This window comes from Streptomyces sp. NBC_00236 (assembly GCF_036195045.1).
Classification (GTDB): Bacteria; Actinomycetota; Actinomycetes; order Streptomycetales; family Streptomycetaceae; genus Streptomyces.
On the sequence record NZ_CP108100.1, the window covers coordinates 3542892 to 3560199 of the forward strand.

Sequence of the window (17308 nt, forward strand, 5' to 3'; positions counted from 1 at the left end):
TCAGCCTGGCCGTCACAGTCCGTATTCCTTCCAGCGCCGCGTCACCCGATCGGCTGTCTCCGGGTCGGACTCGACCATGTCCGGCCAGCCCCCGTCCCGGGTGTAGCCCTCCTCGGGCCACTTCTTCGTCGCGTCGATGCCCGCTTTGCCGCCCCAGAACTGCTGGTACGAGGCGTGGTCGAGGTGATCGACCGGTCCCTCGGCGACGGTGAGGTCACGTGCGTAGTCGGTGTTGCCCAGCGCCCGCCAGGACACCTCGTGCAGATCGTGGACGTCGCAGTCGGAGTCCACGACGACGATCAGCTTCGTCAGCGACATCATGTGCGCACCCCAGATCGCGCTCATCACCTTCTGGGCGTGCTTGGGGTACTTCTTGTCGATCGAGACGATCGCACAGTTGTGGAAACCACCGGACTCGGGCAGGTGGTAGTCCACGATGTCCGGCACGATGATCTTGAGCAGCGGCAGGAAGAACCGCTCGGTGGCCCGCCCCAGCGGACCGTCCTCGGTCGGCGGCCGGCCGACGACGATGGACTGGAGCAGCGGCCGCTTGCGCATGGTGACGCAGTCGATGGTCAGTGCGGGGAACGGTTCCTGCGGCGTGTAGAAGCCGGTGTGGTCGCCGAACGGCCCCTCGGGGAGCATCTGGCCGGGCTCCAGCCAGCCTTCGATGACGACCTCGGCGTTGGCCGGGACCTGGAGCGGCACGGTCTTGCAGTCGACCATCTCGATGCGCTTGCCCTGGATGAACCCGGCGAAGAGGTACTCGTCGATGTCCCCGGGCAGCGGGGCGGTGGAGGCGTACGTGACCGCGGGCGGTGCGCCGAAGGCGATGGCGACCGGCAGCCGCTCGCCGCGCTTGGCGGCGACCTGGTAGTGGTTGCGGCTGTCCTTGTGGATCTGCCAGTGCATGCCGATGGTGCGGCGGTCGTGGCGCTGGAGGCGGTAGAGCCCCAGGTTCCGGACGCCGGTCTCGGGGTGCTTGGTGTGGGTGAGCCCCAGGTTGAAGAAGGAGCCGCCGTCCTTGGGCCAGGTGAACAGCGCGGGCAGCCGGTCCAGGTCCACGTCGTCGCCCGTGAGGACGACCTCCTGGACGGGGGCGTTCTCGGACTTCACCTTCTTCGGCGGTACGTGCACCATCGTGCCGAGCTTGCCGAAGGCCTCCCGGACGCCGACGAAGCCGTGCGGCAGTTCGGGCTTGAGCAGTCCGCCGATCTTGTCGCTGATGTCGGCGTAGGACTTCAGCCCGAGGGCCTTGAGGAGGCGCTTGTCGGTGCCGAAGACGTTCATGGCCAGGGGCATGGATGAGCCCTTGACGTTCTCGAAGAGCAGCGCGGGCCCGCCGGCCTTGTTCACCCGGTCGACGATCTCACCGACCTCCAGGTAGGGGTCGACCTCGGCCTTGATGCGCTTGAGCTCGCCCTCGCGCTCCAGGGCCCGGAGGAGGGAACGAAGATCGTCGTAAGCCATGCCGTCCAGTCTGACATCCCGCCTGCCGTCGGCTGCCGGGGCTCCCCCGCGTCGGCGCCACCTCTCCGCGGTGTCCTGCGGAGAGGTGGCGCCGGCTGCGGGGCCGGGCAGGTGCGACGGACGTCAGCAGGCGCCGAGGTCCTTCCAGACGCCCCAGTCGCCGGTGGTGCCGGGCCGCTCGCCCTGCGTCCACCACTTGGCCTGCCAGGTGTGGTCGTTCAGGGAGGTGGTGTCCCCGGCGTTGTAGACGCGTCCGGCGTCCCAGGCCGATGCCGCGCAGTCGCCCGGGTCCGGATCGCCGGGGTCGCCCGGGTCGGTGCCGCCGCCACCGATGTTCACGTCGATGCAGGCGTAGAAGGCGTTTGACGTGTCGGCGACGTTCCAGACCGCGAGGACCTTCTGCTTGCCCGAGATGGACCCGAAGTTCACGTTGTGGGTCACTGTGGCGCCGGGCTGGGCACCGCCGTCGTTGAACTCGGCCACCTTCGTGCCGCCGACGTAGTACTGCCAGGTGCTCGTGGCGTGCCGGGCGGTCAGCGTCCAGGAGAAGTTGGCCGAACCGGCGACCGGGGTGACCTTCCAGCCCTTGCTGTCGTCGTCGAGCTCGGCGAACTGGGAATTTCCGCCGCTGCAGCTCCGCAGGCCCTTCGGGCCCTCGACGCTCTGCGGTTCGTACTTGATCTGACCACAGGGGACGGTGCCCGCGGCGCACTGGGCCTGGCGGCTCGGAGGTGAGGAGATGTAGCCGTGCGCACTCGCTGTGGTGGCGGGCAGGGCCACCGCGATGAGGGGGGCGACCGCCGCACCGATCACGAGAGCCAGTTTTCGCTTGGCGTTCATGCCAACTCCTTCGCTGAAGGGGCTGCCGAAGGCAACGGCAGCATCAGGACGCGCCCGCACCGGCGTGGTCCCGTGGCGTGATGCGTACCGGGCACGGTGAACACACGGGTGCGGCCGGTGGCGAGGGGGGCGCCGCCCCGCAGACCCTTCGCGCGCCGCCGGCCACGCACTGTCGACCGGGGCTCACCTTTAGGTCTAGACCATACTCGGGACGGGGTCTCCGTCAAGAGAACGCACCACCCGGAATCACTCCGTCGCACTCGCGGCGATCCGCCAACAACGCCCTTGCTTCATGCGGGAGTTGACGGCCACCTGTGCAGTCGGGCCGCGCGGGAGGCGCGATGAGTCCCTTCGGGGAGAAGAGCGGGGAATGGGCCGTGCCCCGGACAGCCGCCGCACGGTCACGGCCGGACAGACCTGTCCCCGGACAGCCGCCGCACGGTCACGGCCGGACAGACCTGTCCCCGGACCCGCTCCCCCGAGGACGTAACGGACACCCGCTACTCTGGGCGCGTCACCGGGGCGGGGCGTCGCCCCGCCAACTCTCCTCGGGGGGACCTCTCCACCATGCTCCGGGCCCTGATCTATCTCCTGCCTCTGGCGCTGACGATCTACGCGTTCATCGACTGCCTGAACACCCCGGAGGACGAGGCCAAGCACCTGCCGAAGGTCGCCTGGGTCTTCATCATCCTGCTGTTCTGGATCGTCGGCCCGATCGTGTGGCTGGCCGCGGGCAAGCTGCGCCAGGTGCCCGACGGGGGCCGTACGCCGTCCGAATGGCACCGCAACCACCGTCAGCAGTGGGTGGCCCCCGACGACAACCCCGACTTCCTGAAGTCGCTCAAGGACGAGAACGAGAAGGACGAGGCCGTCCTCAAGGACTGGGAGGCGGACCTGCGCCGCCGCGAGGACGAGCTCAAGCGGCGGGAGAGCGGGCCGGAGTCGACCCCGCCCGCTTCCTGATCCCGGGCACACCGCAGCGCCCGATCGCGATCGTTCGAAAATCTTCACCCCCCTCCAACACCCGGCCGATATCCTGGTGTTGACGGAGTGACAGATCAGGGCGGGCGGCGGCGCTGGGGGTGCTGTGGAGCGAGACCTGTACGGGCGCGAGGCAATTTTCGGTGACGACGGACTCGCGGCGCGCCTGACCGGTCTCACCCCGCACGGTTCGCGGCGGGTCAGCTGTGAACACGGTGACGACCCGCCCGTCGCGGTGCTGACCGGCGGCCGGGGCATGGGCAAGACGGCCGTGCTCAAGCAACTGCGCAGCCTGTACCGGGAGATCACCCCGGTCGCCCTGGTGGACTGCGAGGCGGTACGGCCGCCCGCGGACCCGGGCCCCGGCTGGACACCCGTGACGGGAGTGCTGCCCGAACTGGCCACCCAGCTCACGGCGCGGGTGCACGCGGCCCGCCCGGTGCAGTTCCCCCGGCTCAGCCTGGGTCTGGTGGCGGTGGCCTCGGTGTCCTGGCGGCGGGAGGACGAGTCACGGGCCCAGCGCGACCTCCAGTCGCTCGGGCCGGTACTGGCGACGCTCGACACCCGGGCCGACACCGCGACGGGCTGGGTCACCAAGGTCCTGACGAAGCTCGCGGCCGGGGCGTTCGACTCGATGGCGCCGATGGCCGGCATGGTCGCCGAGGCGACCGTGGAGACGGTGCTGGAGGAGACGTTCAGCCGGTTCCAGCGGCGTTCGGCGGACTGGTACGGAACGTATCCGCACGCGGGCGGCAACGGGCGCATCGGCCTGCGGCAGTTGGCCGTCGACTTCGAACGCGGCGGCGACCTGCGCCGTCGCGCCGAGGACCACCTGGTGCTGGCCCTGGTCGAGGACCTGGTCCGGGCCTACCGCGGGATGGCGCGCGGCGCCCGGCGGGGCCGCCCGGTCCTGCTCCTCGACAACGCCCACACCCCGCTGGGCCGGCAGCTCGTCGAACCCCTGCTGCGGCAGCGCGCGGGCGGGGTGCGGGACCAGATCGCCGTGTTCGCGTCCTCGCGCATCCATGACCACGCGGGCCTGAGCCACGCGGTGCGCCGACGGCTGCCCGAGGTGGCGCACGCCTCGCACTGGGTACGGGGCACCGAGGTGACGTCCGGGATCCTGGCCGTCGGCCTCACCCCGCTGGACGCCGGACATGTGCGCTCCGCGCTCGACCGGCACGATCCGCACGGTCGCACCCCGGCCGGGCTGGCGCGCGGGGTCCACCGGCTCACGGGCGGCCGGCCGCTGGGGGTGGCCCTGCTGGCCCAGGCGGCGGGCGAGTCGCCGGACCCGGGCGGCCTGGTGCCGGGGTCGCTGCTGGAGCGCACGGTGGAGCTGCGGGAGGACCGGCCGCCGGTCCGGGTGGCCGACGAACTGCTGGAACGGCTGCTGCCCGGACAGCGCCCGGACGTGCTGAGCGTGCTGGCCGCCGCGCACGGCGAGGACTCGGCGCGGCTGCTGGCCACGACCCGGCTGCGCGGGGAGTCCCTGGACGGCGACGTGGCGCTGCGGGTGCGGGACGCGCTGCGGTCGGAGGACTGGCCGGTGGGGCCGGAGCACTTCGTCGCCGATCCGCTACTGCGGTCGCTGCTGCTGCACCGGCTGCGCTTCCAGGACGACGACCCGCCGTACTACGCGGTGTGGCGCGCGGTGCACGAGACGCTGCGGTCGGCGTACGCCGCCGGGGGCAGCTGCCCGAGCGAACCGCACCGGCTGCACCAGGAGCTGGTGCTGGGCGCGGCGGAGGACTGCGTGACGCATCTGCGGGTGCAGTTCGCCCGGCCCGACGTGCTGAGCTGGCTCGACGCGCTGCGTTTCATCGCCTCGGCCCCCTGCCCCCGCCCGCCCGGCAGCACCGGCCCCGATCCGCGGCGGGCCGTCGCGCTGGGTCGGGCGACCGCCTCCGACGAGGAACGGGACGCGCTCGCCGGGCTCGACGAACGGGCCGCCGAACTCCAGTTGCAGCTGCGGCGGCTGCTCCACGCCGTCTGGCTGCTGTCCGATCCGCTGGCCCTGCCCGACGAAGAGGTGATCGACAAGATGGCGCACGAGCTGCGGCAGCTGTCCGGCAGGCATCCCACCGGGCACGCGGTGCTCTGGGACGCGGCGACGCACTGGCCGCGCGACCTGCGGGACTGGCGGGCGCTGTCCATGCCGCCGGGCGCAGCCGTGCCCGCCCGTCCGGGGGAGGGTGGTCCGGATGCGTAACCCGCTGCGGTACCGCCTGTGGTGGACCACCCGGCAGAAGATCATCACCTCGGTTGTCGTGGGCTCCCTGCTGGTCACGGCCGGCTGGTACGGGGCGGACCGGCTGACCGAGCCCGCGGACCGGTCCTGCGCGACGGGGGTCTCCCGCCCGCCGGGCAGCGACGAGTGCGTCGGGGTGTCCGGGGACGGCTACGACTTCGGGCAGTCGCAGCTGACCGCGGTCGCCGCGGCGATCGGCAGGGAGAACAGCTCACTGAAGGCGGGCCGGTACGCGACGGTCGCGCTGCTGCTCCCGCTGACCTCGACCGACGCGTCCATGCGGACGAAGGTGCTGCACGAGCTCCAGGGCGCGTTCGCCGCGCAGTACCGGTCCAACCACCGGGCCAACGGGCAGGTCCCGCAGATCCGGGTGGTGCTCGCCAACACCGGGAGCAACAGCCGGCAGTGGCAGCCCGTGGTGGACCGGCTGCTGAAGATGACGGGGGCCCCGCACCAGCTGCGCGCGGTGTCCGGGGTGGCCATCAGCAGTCGGCAGAACAAGGACGCGGTGACGGCGCTGACCAAGGCCGGAATTCCGGTCGTGGGCTCCACCATCACCGCCGACGACCTCGCGAACGGCCCCGGTGGCGACCCGTTCCCCGGCCTCGCCCGGGTGTCCCCCACCAACCGGGACGAGGCCCGCGCCCTCGCCTCGTTCGGTGAGGTCGAGGCGGACAAGGCGCTGCTGGTGCAGGACACCCGCAGCGGCGACCACTACACGGACACCCTGAAGTCGGCGTTCAGCACGCTGCTGAAGGGCTCGAAGTACGAACCGGAGCTGTTCACCTCGCGGAAGGATCCGTACGACGAGGGGACCACGGCCAACACCTTCGAGCAGATCACCCATCTCATCTGCGACACGGACGCGGACACGGTGTTCTTCGCCGGACGCCATGTCCAGTTGCGCCAGTTCGTCAACGCGCTGGGCGCGCGCGGCTGTCAGAGCCGCCGCTTCACGGTCCTCACCGGTGACGAGGGCTCCTATCTGGGCGACGACAAGAAGCTCGACCGCAACGCGCTGCGGCGCAAGGTGACGGTCCGCTACGCCTCGCTGGCGCATCCGGACGCCTGGCCCGCGGTGGCGGCCGGGAAGAAGCAGCCGACCGGCGGTTCGGCGGAGGACTACCGGGCGTTCACCGATCTGCTGGCCGAGGTGGGGAAGAAGCCGGTCGGCCCGATCGGGCCGACCGCGCACGACGACCTGACCGACGGCCAGCTGATCATCGCCCATGACGCGATGACGCTGGCGGTGGCGGGGATCCGGCGGGCGACCACGGACGGGAAGGAGCTGCCGGGCCTGGAGGACGTGGGCGGCCAGTGGCCCCGGGTGAAGGGATCGCTGCGGGTGCGGGGGGCCAGCGGCTGGATCTGCCTGGACAACCACGGCAACCCGTACAACAAGGCCGTACCGGTGGTGGAGCTGGCACCGGACCCGCCGCACCAGCGGTTCTCGGCCCTGGCGTGGCCGGAGGGCGCGCCGCCGAAGGAGCAGTGCCTGCCCCCGTCGTCGGCCCCCTGAGCCGGGAACGCGGACGGCTGCCCCTCCCTGCCGGAGCGGGGACGGGCAGCCGTGTTGGTGCGGGCGGCTCAGACGCCGGCGTAGGAGTGCTTGCCGGTGACGAAGATGTTGACGCCGTAGTAGTTGAAGATCCAGCAGCCGAAGGCGATCAGCGCCAGGTAGGCGGCCTTGCGGCCCTTCCATCCGGCGGTCGCGCGGGCGTGCAGGTAGCAGGCGTACGCGACCCAGGTGATGAAGGACCAGACCTCCTTGGGGTCCCAGCCCCAGTAGCGGCCCCAGGCGTCGCCGGCCCAGATCGCGCCCGCGATGATCGTGAACGTCCACAGCGGGAAGACCGCCGCGTTGATCCGGTACGAGAACTTGTCGAGGCTGGAGGCGGACGGCATCCGGGAGAGCACGGAGTGGGCGAACGAGCCCGGCTCACCACCGTTGGCGATCTTGCTCTCGTAGCTGTCGCGGAAGAGGTAGATGAGCGTGCCGATGCCGCCGATGAAGAACACGGCGCCGCAGATGATGGCGGTGGAGACGTGGATCCACAGCCAGTACGAGTGCAGTGCGGGCACCAGCTGGTCGCTGGAGGTGTAGAGCACCGTGGTCGCGAGGCCCAGGTCCAGCAGGACGGCCGTGATGAGGATCAGACCCATCCAGCGGACGTTCTTCTTCAGGGCCAGCAGGGCCAGGTACGCGCCGACCGCCACCGTGGAGAAGGTGATGGAGAACTCGTACATGTTGCCCCAGGGGGCGCGCTGCACGGACAGCGCGCGGGCGATGACCCCGCCCGCCTGGATCAGGAAGGCGAGCACGGTCATGGAGACCGCGATCCGCCCGTAGAGGTCGCCCTTGAACGTGCCGCCCGCGGCGCCGGGACCGTCCGGCACGTCGCGTGATCCGGCCGCGGACCGGGTGACGATCTTCGGCCGTTCCAGGACGGCGGTGGTCCCGCCCTTCTGCGCGACCTGGACCTTCACCGTGCCGGCGGCGGCCTGTTCGGTGGTCAGCGAGGCGGCGGTACGGCCGACCTTGCTGCGGGACCCGAACACCCACTCCGCGATGTGCGCGAAGAAGGCCAGGGTGTAGACGGCCATCGACGAGTAGATCAGCACATTGCTGGTGTGTGCCAGGTTCTCGTTGGTTGCGGCGGCGAGATTCACTTCTCAGCCCCTTCGGAAGGTTCTGCGGAGGACGCGGCGGCGACAGGGGTGCCGGGGTCCGGATCGGTGTCGGGGTCGGTGTCTGGGCCGGGCGCCGTGGGCGCGACGGCGTTGAGCGTGACCGCGAGATCGGCCAGCTCCTCGGGAAGCTTCGCGGACTCGCTGCGGCCGAGCCCCGCCATTTCGACGACGGTGACGCCGTCGGCGCCGCGCACGGCGCGGATCCAGACCCGGCGGCGCTGGATGAACAGCGAACCGGCCAGCCCTGCGATCGCGCCGATGGCTCCGGTGAGCGCCCAGCCGCTGGCGGGCTGCTCCGAGATCTGGAAGCTCGCCCACTCCTGGAGGCCCTCGAAGGTGATGGAGCCGGCCCCGTCGGGCAGCTTCATCGTCTCGCCGACGAGCAGCCGCTGCTTGAGCTGCTTGCCCTCGGAGTCCTTGAACTCCTTCATCTTCGACTTGTCGAGCTGGTAGACGTTCTGCGCCAGTCCGGAGTCGACGCCGAGCGAGCCGTGGTAGCCGTTGAGCGCGAGGACCGGCATGTCGGCGGCCGGGAACTGCGAGAACATCGTGCCCTTGCCGCTGCCGGCGAAGGTCGGCACGAAGAAGGCCTGGAAGCCCAGCTGGTCCTTCTTGCCGTTCTTGTCGCGGTAGCCGTCCATCACCTTGATCGCACCGGACGAGGTGACGTTGTTGTCGAGCGGCAGCAGCGGCACGGCGGCCTTGTAGACCTCCTTGCCCCTGCCGTCCTTGACGGAGACGACGGGCGCGTAGCCGTGGGCGTTGAGATAGACCTTCGTACCGTCGACGACCAGCGGTTCGTTGACCCTGATGACCTTCTTCCTCGGCTTGCCGTAGGCGCCGTCGGAGTACGTCACGTGCGCCTCGTACGTCCGGGGCGTACCGACCTGCGGGCCGCTGCGCTCGTACGTGCCGATGAAGTCGTCGAGGGTGAAGCTGAAGGGCGACAGCGAGTCGTCGTCGAAGAGCGAGCCGGACTTGAAGTTGTCGTACTGCGTGATCGTGTTGGAGAACCCGTCGCCCTCGACGACCAGCTTGGCGCCCTCCGACTTGAAGAGCTGTCCCCAGGCGAAGGCCACCAGCATCACGATGAGCGCGATGTGGAACATCAGGTTCCCGGCCTCGCGCAGATAGCCCTTCTCGGCGGCGACCGCGTTCCCGTCGACGTGGGCCCGGTAGCGGCGCTTGCGCATCATCGCGAGCGCGGCCTCGTGGACCTGCCCGGGCTCGGCCTCGGTGCGCCAGGTGGTGTACGCGGGCAGCCGGGTCAGGCGCTTGGGGGCGCCCGGCGGGCGGCTGCGCAGCTGGCCGATGAACGTGCCGGTGCGCGGCACGATGCAGCCGATGAGGGAGATGAACAGCAGGATGTAGATCGCGGAGAACCACACCGAGCTGTAGACGTCGAAGAACTGGAGCTTCTCGTAGATCGGCGTGACGGTGGTGTGGAGCCCCTTGAAGGTCTGCACCTTCAGTTCGTCGACGCTGTTCTGCGGGATCAGCGAGCCGGGGATGGCGCCGAGCGACAGCAGGAAGAGCAGGATCAGCGCGACCCGCATGGAGGTCAGCTGGCGCCAGAACCAGCGCGCCCAGCCGATGACGCCCATGGCGGGAAGGCTCGCCATGGCCTCCTCGCGCGGCGCTGTGGAGAGCTGGGAGCCGGCGGCGCCGAGCTCCCGGGCGGTCTCCCGGTCCTGCTCCGCGCGCACCTCCCGCTCATCGGGACGCTCGCGCTCCTGGGACGGGTTGGACTTGGTGTTGCTCATCGGTACTCAGATCCCCACCGTGAAGCCGGCGGACCAGCCCTGTAGTTCCTGCATCATGCTGCCCCACACACCGGTCAGCAGGAGCAGACCGGTCACGATCATCATGCCGCCGCCGATGCGCATGACCCATGCGTAGTGGCGCTTGACCCAGCCGAACGCGCCGAGCGCCTTGCGGAAGGCGACCGCCGCGAGGACGAAGGGGATGCCGAGGCCGAGGCAGTACGCGACGGTCAGTATCGCCCCGCGTCCGGCGGTTCCCTGGTCCATCGCGAGGATGCTCACCGAGCTCAGCGTCGGGCCGAGGCACGGAGTCCAGCCGATCCCGAAGAGCGCTCCGAGCAGCGGTGCCCCCACCAGGCCGGTCACCGGCTTCTTGTGGATGCGGAACTCGCGCTGGGTCATCCACGGCATCAGGCCCATGAAGAAGACCCCCATGAGGATCATCAGCACGCCGAGGATCTTGGTGAGCGGCCCGCTGTTCTCCTGGAGCGTGTCGCCGAAGTAGCCGAAGAGCGCGCCGCCGGAGACGAACACGGCGGTGAAGCCGACCACGAACAGCGAGGCGCCCGCGACCATGCGTCCCCGTCGGGCGTCGGCCAGATCGGCGCCGCTGACCCCGGTGACGTAACTGAGGTAGCCGGGGACGAGCGGCAGGACGCAGGGCGAGAAGAAGGAGACGAGCCCGCCGAGCAGGGCGATGGGCAGGGCGACCAGCAGGGCCCCGCTCAGGACCGTCTCGTTGGGGCCGGCGGCGAGGGCGATCACCTGATCACTTCTCCGCGATCAGGGGGTCGAGCATCTCGCGCAGCCGGGTGTCGTCGAGCGGGCCCACGTAGCGGGCGGCCAGCTTGCCCTGCCGGTCGATGACGACGGTCGAAGGGATGGACTGCAGCTTGAACGTCCCCTTGGGGAACCGCAGCAGGAGCTTCCCCGTCGGGTCGTAGAAGCTGGGGTAGGTGACCCCGAAGTCCTTCTCGAAGCTGATGGCCTGGGCCGGCTCCGGGTCGCGGGTGTTGACCCCGATGAACTGGACGCCCTGGTCCTCGGTGGCCTTGGCCACCTTGGTGAAGTACTTGGCTTCCAGTCTGCAGGGGGCGCACCACGAGCCCCAGGCGTTGAGGACGACGACCTTGCCCTTGTAGTCGGCGAGGTCGAGCTTCGTGCCGTCCAGGCTCTTGCCGTCGAGCTTCGGCGCGTCGGCCCGCTCGCCCTTGGCCGCGGTCGAGATCCCGCCATTGCCGGTGACGAAGTTCGTGTCGCCACCGCCACCGGTCGTGCCGCCCGAACCGCACGCGCTCAGCGTCAGTGCGAGCGCGACGGCCGCCGCGGGTGCGGCGAGCAGGGTGAAGCGGCGTCGGTATGCGCGGCCATAGCTCATGTGAAAAGTTTCGCATGACGGTTTCGGGGATCTTGGGCACCCCCCTCGGTGCCCGTAAAGCCCGTTGTCAGGCCTGTTTAAAGAACGCGTTCCAGCCGCCTTCGGGAGCCTGACCGACCTCCAGCGTACGAAGCTTCGCCAGCACCGCCGGGTCCTGGACGTCGAGCCAGTCGACGAACTGCCGGAAGGAGACGAGGCGCACATCCGGCTTCCCCGCGATGTGCTTGAGCGCGTCCTCGACCGCATCCATATAGATGCCGCCGTTCCACTCCTCGAAGTGGTTTCCGATGTAGAACGGCGCACGGTTCGTCTCGTACGCACGCTGGAAACCGCTGAGGTACGCCTGGGTGGCCTGGTTCCGCCAGCCCGGATACCGGGACGGCATTCCCTTGGTCGAATTCTGCGACTGGTTGGCCAGGATGTTGTAGTCCATGGAGAGGACCTCGAAACTGTGCCCGGGGAACGGGATGCCCTGGAGCGGCAGGTCCCAGACGTCCATGCGCTTGGTGGGCCACACCTGGGTGCCACCGGGCGAACTGGCGTCGTAGCGCCAGCCCAGCTTCTTCGCGGTGGGCAGCAGATTGTCCTGGCCGAGCAGACAGGGGGTGCGGCCGCCGACGAGTTCCTTGCGGTAATCGAAAGGCAGCGGGTCGAGGTCGGTCCAGCCGGTGTTGGTGCGCCATTCGGTGACGAAGGAGATCGACTGATCGATTTCGCTCTGCCACTGGGAGGGCGACCAGTTGCCCACCGATCCGGAGCCGCCGCAGAAATGCCCGTTGAAGTGCGTGCCGATCTCATGGCCGTCGAGCCAGGCCTGGCGCACACCCTTCAGCGTCTCCTTGATGTGATCGTCGGTGAGATAACCGATGTCGGAGGCGCCGATGGGGTTGCCCGGCGGACGGTAGAGGGATTTCTTCGATTCGGGCAGCAGATACAGACCTGAGAGGAAGAAGGTCATCTTCGCGTCGTGTTCCCTGGCGAGTTCCAGGAAGCGCGGGAACAGCCCGTTGCCGACCTCGCCGGCCCCGTCCCAGGAAAAGATCACGAACTGCGGCGGCTTCTGCCCGGGTTCGAGCGGAACGGGCGTGGACGGCTGGTGCGGCTGCTTCCCGGTGTCGGCGGTGGAACCGTCACCGATGGCGCGGACGTCCTTCTTCGCGGGCCCGTTGCCCTTGACCGCGCCGTCGGCACCCTTCTCCCCCTTGGCGCCCTTGTCCGGACCCGCCCCACCCGTATCGGAACCGCCGGAGGAACTGCAGCCCGCCATCCCGATGGCGGCCGCGGCCCCAAGTCCGGCTCCGAGCAAACCCCTTCGGCTGATGTCGCGCATGCTGTTTCCCATCTGCGGTCGTTTTGCCTCAAGTCCATACAAACTGGCAAAGGCTTAGATGGGTGAAGCAACACGAGGGTTCCTCGAATTAGCACACAATTCTTTACGGAACCAGACCCCAGCCATGCCCGAACGCGAGAGCGACCCCGAACCCCCAGAAAACCGGCAGGCCGAAACCCCGGACGGCGAAATTCCGCCCGGTCGGCCTACGAAATGATCAGCACGAGCCGGAGACGGTCACATCCCGGACCGCAACGCCCAGATCCAGCCCGTCCGGTGATTGAGGACAAAACGGCCACCTGGTCGCACCCGGGCCCATCCCCGGCCCACCCGGGGCGGGCCCGGACCGAAACCCCCGGCCCAACGGCCGGCTACGCGCCGAACCCCTTCGACGCCCCCTTCACCGGCTTCGCCCCCGCCAGCAGATGCGCCGGCACCAGATCCCGGGCCGGCTCCGAGTACCCGACCGACACGATCTTGTCGCCCTGGTACGTGAAGCTGGTCAGCGAGGCGAGCGTGCACTGACGCTTGCGCGGGTCGTGCCACAGGCGCCGCCGCTCCACGAAGCTGCGGACGATCCAGATCGGCAGCTGATGGCTGACGCACACCGCCTCGTGACCGCGCGCCGCGTCGCGCGCCGCGTCCAGGGCGCCCATCATCCGTACGACCTGCTCGATGTACGGCTCACCCCACGACGGCCGGAACGGGTTCGTCAGGTGCTTCCAGTTGTCCGGCTTGCGCAGCGCCCCGTCGCCCACACCGAAGGTCTTGCCCTCGAAGACGTTGGCGGCCTCGATGAGCCGCTCGTCGGTGGCGAGGTCCAGGCCGTGCGTCTTGGCGATCGGCGTCGCCGTCTCCTGGGCCCGCTCCAGCGGGGAGGCGACGACATGCGTGATGTCGCGCTTGTCCAGGTGCTCGGCGACCCGGTCGGCCATCTGCCGGCCGAGCTCGGAGAGGTGGTAGCCGGGCCGGCGCCCGTACAGCACGCCCTCCGGGTTGTGCACCTCTCCGTGGCGCATCAGGTGGACGACGGTGATGTCCCGGCGTCCGGTGCCGGTACTGCTGGTCTCGCTCATGCGGTGGCCTCCGATGCGGCTCGGGCTGCGGCGGGCAGCGCGGCGGCGATCCGCTCGACGGCCCGGCTGTCGTGGGCGGTGGAGACGAACCACGACTCGAACGCGGACGGCGGGAGATAGACCCCCTGCGCCAGCATCGAGTGGAAGAACGCGGTGAAGCGGAAAGCTTCCTGCCGCTTGGCGTCGTCGTAGGTGCGGACCGGCCCGTCGGTGAAGAAGACGGAGAACATGTTGCTCGCGGCCTGCACGGTGTGCACGACCCCCTCCTTGTCGAGGGCCCGGCTCACCAGCCCCCGGATCTCCGCGGAGACCGCGTCGACCTTCGCGTACGCGGCGTCGTCCAGCAGACGCAGCTGGGCGAGACCGGCGGCGGTCGCGACCGGGTTACCGGAGAGGGTGCCCGCCTGGTAGACGGGGCCGACGGGGGCCAGGTGCGCCATCACGTCGGCGCGGCCGCCGAACGCCGCGGCCGGGAAGCCGCCGCCCATGACCTTGCCGAACGTCATCAGGTCGGGCCGCACCCCGTCGACGCCGAACCAGCCGGCCTTCGACGTACGGAACCCGGTCATGACCTCGTCGGAGATGTACAGCGCACCGTTGGCGGCGCAGATCTCCTTGAGCCCCGCGTTGAAACCGTCCAGGGGCGGCACGACGCCCATGTTGCCCGGCGACGCCTCGGTGATCACACAGGCGATCTCGCCGGGCTGCGCGGCGAAGGCGGCCCGCACGGCCTCCAGGTCGTTGTACGGCAGCACGATCGTGTCGCCGGCCTGGGCGCCGGTGACCCCCGGCGTGTCCGGCAGGCCGAAGGTCGCAAGACCGGACCCGGCGGCGGCGAGCAGCGCGTCGACGTGGCCGTGGTAGCAGCCGGCGAACTTCACGATCTTCGCCCGGCCGGTGAAGCCACGGGCGAGGCGGATCGCGGACATGGTCGCCTCGGTGCCGGACGACACGAGCCGTACCTGCTCCACGGGCTCGACCCGGGCCACGATCTCCTCGGCGAGTGCGACCTCGCCCTCGCCGGGCGTACCGAACGAGGTGCCGCGGGCGACGGCCTCCTGGACGGCGGCGATGACATCGGGGTGGGAATGGCCGAGAATCATCGGCCCCCACGAGCACACGAGGTCGACATACTCGCGACCGTCGGCATCGGTGAGGTACGGACCGGTACCGGAGACCATGAAGCGGGGCGTACCGCCCACGGCCCGGAAGGCACGTACGGGAGAGTTCACGCCACCGGGCGTCACGAGGGACGCGCGGTCGAAAAGCGTCTGCGAAACTGGGGCGTCATAGGGAAAGCTCACACATGCCATGGTGTCAGAGCCACGGACGGTCTTGCGGACAGGTGTTTCACCGCACGTTCATGGGGGAGGTCACTGACACGATGATCGGGTTGCGCGGCGGGGGCTGTGTCTCCTAGTTAGTAGTCGGGTGGATGAGATATGCATCGCGGTGGCGAAGTGGGCGAAGGCACCGACGACCTGGGGCCCGAGCCTGCCCGGCGGGGTCGGCACCGGCGCGAGGCTGAGCGCAAGCAGGGCATACAGGCCGGTGGTGCGCAGGTCGGAGCCGGAAGCAGGAGCAGTGGCGGGATGGGGGTGACCTACAAGTACTTCGGGGCCCCGGACGGCGCCACTGCCGCACGTGTGCCCATTTCCATGCGGCCCGAGGAGCTCGGCGGCGACGAGCTGGGCATGGGCGGCATGTTCACCAAGATCAAGCCGGAGACGGTCGCCGCGATGGTCCTCACCGGCATACAGGGCATACCCCTGCACAAGGTCCCGCCGCTGGAGCTGGTCGTGCTGCACCCCGACTACGCGGTGGTCAAGCTCCCCATGACGGTGGTGGACCCGCTGCGCGGCGTGGGCGAGGAGTCCGTGGGGGCCGCGGCCTTCATCTGGTCGACGGTTCCGGACCGCGGCGGTCCGCGCGACGCGTTCAACGTCTACCAGCTGCTGCACGAGTGGCAGGACTTCAGCCACCGTCTGCACGATGCGGGGCATCAGGCCTACTGCCTGGTCTGGCCCTGACGCGCTCTTTTGCGGATGCCCCGCCCGAGCCGTCCCATCGAAGCCACCCCTTCGTCAATCGCTGTTAGTTATAGAATTGAGCCGTGAGCAGCGAGGATGCCGCCCTGGAGGCGTTGGTCGCACTGGGGGACCCGGTGCGGCGCGGACTGTATCGGCACGTCAGCGGGACACCGGGCGAGGTGGGGCGGGACGCGGCGGCCGAGGCGGTCGGGGTCTCCCGTTCACTGGCCGCGTTCCACCTGGACAAACTGGTCGAGGCCGGGCTGCTGGAAGTGTGCTTCCGGCGGCTTTCGGGCCGCAGCGGCCCGGGGTCCGGGCGGCCCTCGAAGCTGTACCGGCGAGCGGAGGGCGAGCGCACCGTGTCGGTGCCGCCCCGGTCCTACGACACGGCGAGCCGGCTGCTGGCCGAGGTGGTGGAGCGGGCCGGGCTCGACGGGGAACTGCAGTCGGCGGCACGGGCGGCCGGGGAGGCCTCGGGACGTGACCCGGGGTGCGAGGCGGATCCGGTCGAGCTCCTGCGGGCACGTGGTTACGAGCCGTTCTGGGACGACGGGACGCTCCGACTGAACAACTGCCCCTTCCATGCGCTGGCCGATCAGTTCCCCGCCCTGGTCTGCGGGATGAACCTGGCCGGAATCGAGGGCCTGCTCGCGGGACTGCCGGGCGGACAGGACTGGAGCGCGGCGATGGCCCCCCTTCCGCACGGCTGCTGCGTCGCGCTCGAAACCGCGGAAGGAGCGCCCGGGGCCGCAACCGATGTCTAAAACAAAACTTCGTTGACTTTAGAAGGTTCGCCCGGGCATGCTTGCCCCCGTGAGCGACTTCCACCTTGCCCAAGTCAATGTCGGGCGCATGCTCGCCCCACTCGACAGCCCTCAGCTGGCCGGCTTCGTCGACCAGCTCCAGGAGATCAACGCCGTCGCCGACCAGGCGCCCGGTTTCATCTGGCGCATGGTCGACGACAGCGGAGCCGACGCGACGAACCTGCGCCCCGAGCACGACGACGACCTGCTCCTCATCAACTGCTCGGTCTGGGAATCGGTCGAAGCGCTGCGGAACTACACGTACCGCAGCGACCACCTCAAGGTGCTGGCGCGCCGCCGGGACTGGTTCGAGCGCCTCGCCGGCGTCTCCGTCGCGCTGTGGTGGGTCCCCGCAGGGCACCGTCCGGGCATGGAGGAGGCGATGGGCCGCATCGCCCTGATCCGCGAGAAGGGCGAAGGGCCTGAGGCGTTCACCTTCCGGGCGCCGCACCCCCCACCGTCCGGCTCCCCCGCCGAACCCGCGCACCCCCTTCAGAGCGCCCCCTCCCGCACTGAACACACAGCCGCCGAACACGCACCCCGCTGAGCGGGGTGCCGCCGAACACACGGCCCAGCCCGCGTCACCCCCCGGTGCCGTCCTGCACGAAGGGCGTCCGCCAGCCAGCCCTATCCAGCCATTCATTGGCCGAAGAATGATCTTCAGTAGACATGCCGAACCTGCCGATGCAGGAGGC

The 17308-nt window shown here is 69.9% G+C and carries 15 protein-coding genes; 6 read left to right on the top strand and 9 right to left on the bottom strand.

From position 1 onward, the window contains the following. Positions 1–12 precede the first annotated feature (12 nt). Together OG446_RS15845 and OG446_RS15850 are read right to left on the bottom strand one after the other, a co-directional pair. Positions 13–1470 (bottom strand): menaquinone biosynthesis decarboxylase, encoded by a 1458-nt coding sequence (locus OG446_RS15845; RefSeq protein ID WP_328894659.1) that lies wholly within the window; start codon positions 1468–1470, stop codon positions 13–15. A gap of 123 nt (positions 1471–1593) precedes the next feature. Next, the gene (locus OG446_RS15850) at positions 1594–2310 is read right to left on the bottom strand and encodes a lytic polysaccharide monooxygenase (protein ID WP_328894660.1); all 717 of its coding nucleotides are present in this window, start codon (positions 2308–2310) and stop codon (positions 1594–1596) included. 567 nt (positions 2311–2877) lie between these two features. Here OG446_RS15850 and OG446_RS15855 point away from each other — a divergent pair. From OG446_RS15855 to OG446_RS15865, 3 genes are all read left to right on the top strand, one after another. Then, the gene (locus tag OG446_RS15855) at positions 2878–3273 is read left to right on the top strand and encodes a PLD nuclease N-terminal domain-containing protein (RefSeq protein ID WP_328894661.1); all 396 of its coding nucleotides are present in this window, start codon (positions 2878–2880) and stop codon (positions 3271–3273) included. A gap of 124 nt (positions 3274–3397) precedes the next feature. Further along, positions 3398–5503: a hypothetical protein gene (locus OG446_RS15860; protein ID WP_328894662.1), complete on the top strand. Its 2106-nt coding sequence runs from the start codon at positions 3398–3400 to the stop codon at positions 5501–5503. Then, on the top strand, positions 5496–7061 hold the full coding sequence (locus OG446_RS15865; RefSeq protein ID WP_328894663.1) for an ABC transporter substrate-binding protein: 1566 nt from the start codon (positions 5496–5498) through the stop codon (positions 7059–7061). The genes OG446_RS15860 and OG446_RS15865 overlap by 8 nt, the downstream gene beginning before the upstream one ends. 68 nt (positions 7062–7129) lie before the next feature. Here the strand turns inward: OG446_RS15865 and ccsB are convergent, their stop codons facing one another. From ccsB to hemL, 7 genes are all read right to left on the bottom strand, one after another. Beyond that, positions 7130–8212: a c-type cytochrome biogenesis protein CcsB gene (gene ccsB, locus OG446_RS15870; RefSeq protein WP_328894664.1), complete on the bottom strand. Its 1083-nt coding sequence runs from the start codon at positions 8210–8212 to the stop codon at positions 7130–7132. After that, complete coding sequence (resB, locus tag OG446_RS15875) at positions 8209–9996, bottom strand: cytochrome c biogenesis protein ResB (protein ID WP_328894665.1); 1788 nt, start codon at positions 9994–9996, stop codon at positions 8209–8211. The genes ccsB and resB overlap by 4 nt, the downstream gene beginning before the upstream one ends. 6 nt (positions 9997–10002) lie before the next feature. After that, the gene (locus tag OG446_RS15880; RefSeq protein ID WP_328894666.1) at positions 10003–10761 is read right to left on the bottom strand and encodes a cytochrome c biogenesis CcdA family protein; all 759 of its coding nucleotides are present in this window, start codon (positions 10759–10761) and stop codon (positions 10003–10005) included. A gap of 4 nt (positions 10762–10765) precedes the next feature. Further along, the gene (locus OG446_RS15885) at positions 10766–11374 is read right to left on the bottom strand and encodes a TlpA family protein disulfide reductase (RefSeq protein WP_328894667.1); all 609 of its coding nucleotides are present in this window, start codon (positions 11372–11374) and stop codon (positions 10766–10768) included. Between the two features lie 67 nt (positions 11375–11441). Continuing rightward, positions 11442–12704, bottom strand: coding sequence for a hypothetical protein (locus OG446_RS15890; protein ID WP_328894668.1), 1263 nt, complete (start codon positions 12702–12704; stop codon positions 11442–11444). Positions 12705–13075: 371 nt separating this feature from the next. Continuing rightward, positions 13076–13780 carry a histidine phosphatase family protein gene (locus OG446_RS15895; RefSeq protein WP_328894669.1) on the bottom strand — a complete coding sequence of 235 codons (705 nt, stop codon included), beginning with the start codon at positions 13778–13780 and terminating at the stop codon, positions 13076–13078. Further along, positions 13777–15093, bottom strand: a complete 1317-nt coding sequence (gene hemL, locus OG446_RS15900) for a glutamate-1-semialdehyde 2,1-aminomutase (protein ID WP_328894670.1) — start codon at positions 15091–15093, stop codon at positions 13777–13779. Before hemL ends, OG446_RS15895 begins: the two co-directional genes overlap by 4 nt. 279 nt (positions 15094–15372) lie before the next feature. Here hemL and OG446_RS15905 point away from each other — a divergent pair, with 279 nt between their 5' ends. The 3 genes from OG446_RS15905 to OG446_RS15915 all read left to right on the top strand — a co-directional run bounded on the left by OG446_RS15905 (position 15373) and on the right by OG446_RS15915 (position 17160). Beyond that, complete coding sequence (locus OG446_RS15905) at positions 15373–15810, top strand: hypothetical protein (protein WP_003968390.1); 438 nt, start codon at positions 15373–15375, stop codon at positions 15808–15810. Between the two features lie 83 nt (positions 15811–15893). Continuing rightward, entirely contained in the window at positions 15894–16574 is a 681-nt protein-coding gene (locus OG446_RS15910) for a helix-turn-helix transcriptional regulator (protein ID WP_328894671.1), read from the top strand. Between the two features lie 49 nt (positions 16575–16623). Continuing rightward, positions 16624–17160, top strand: coding sequence for a DUF3291 domain-containing protein (locus OG446_RS15915; protein WP_328894672.1), 537 nt, complete (start codon positions 16624–16626; stop codon positions 17158–17160). Positions 17161–17308: the final 148 nt, after the last annotated feature.

Coding starts and splice junctions, on each gene's coding strand:
- OG446_RS15845 (WP_328894659.1), bottom strand. CDS start 1,470: ATGGCTTACGACGATCTTCGTTCCCTCCTCCGGGCCCTGGAGCGCGAG.
- OG446_RS15850 (WP_328894660.1), bottom strand. CDS start 2,310: ATGAACGCCAAGCGAAAACTGGCTCTCGTGATCGGTGCGGCGGTCGCC.
- OG446_RS15855 (WP_328894661.1), top strand. CDS start 2,878: ATGCTCCGGGCCCTGATCTATCTCCTGCCTCTGGCGCTGACGATCTAC.
- OG446_RS15865 (WP_328894663.1), top strand. CDS start 5,496: ATGCGTAACCCGCTGCGGTACCGCCTGTGGTGGACCACCCGGCAGAAG.
- resB (WP_328894665.1), bottom strand. CDS start 9,996: ATGAGCAACACCAAGTCCAACCCGTCCCAGGAGCGCGAGCGTCCCGAT.
- OG446_RS15885 (WP_328894667.1), bottom strand. CDS start 11,374: ATGAGCTATGGCCGCGCATACCGACGCCGCTTCACCCTGCTCGCCGCA.
- OG446_RS15890 (WP_328894668.1), bottom strand. CDS start 12,704: ATGCGCGACATCAGCCGAAGGGGTTTGCTCGGAGCCGGACTTGGGGCC.
- OG446_RS15895 (WP_328894669.1), bottom strand. CDS start 13,780: ATGAGCGAGACCAGCAGTACCGGCACCGGACGCCGGGACATCACCGTC.
- hemL (WP_328894670.1), bottom strand. CDS start 15,093: ATGGCATGTGTGAGCTTTCCCTATGACGCCCCAGTTTCGCAGACGCTT.
- OG446_RS15905 (WP_003968390.1), top strand. CDS start 15,373: ATGGGGGTGACCTACAAGTACTTCGGGGCCCCGGACGGCGCCACTGCC.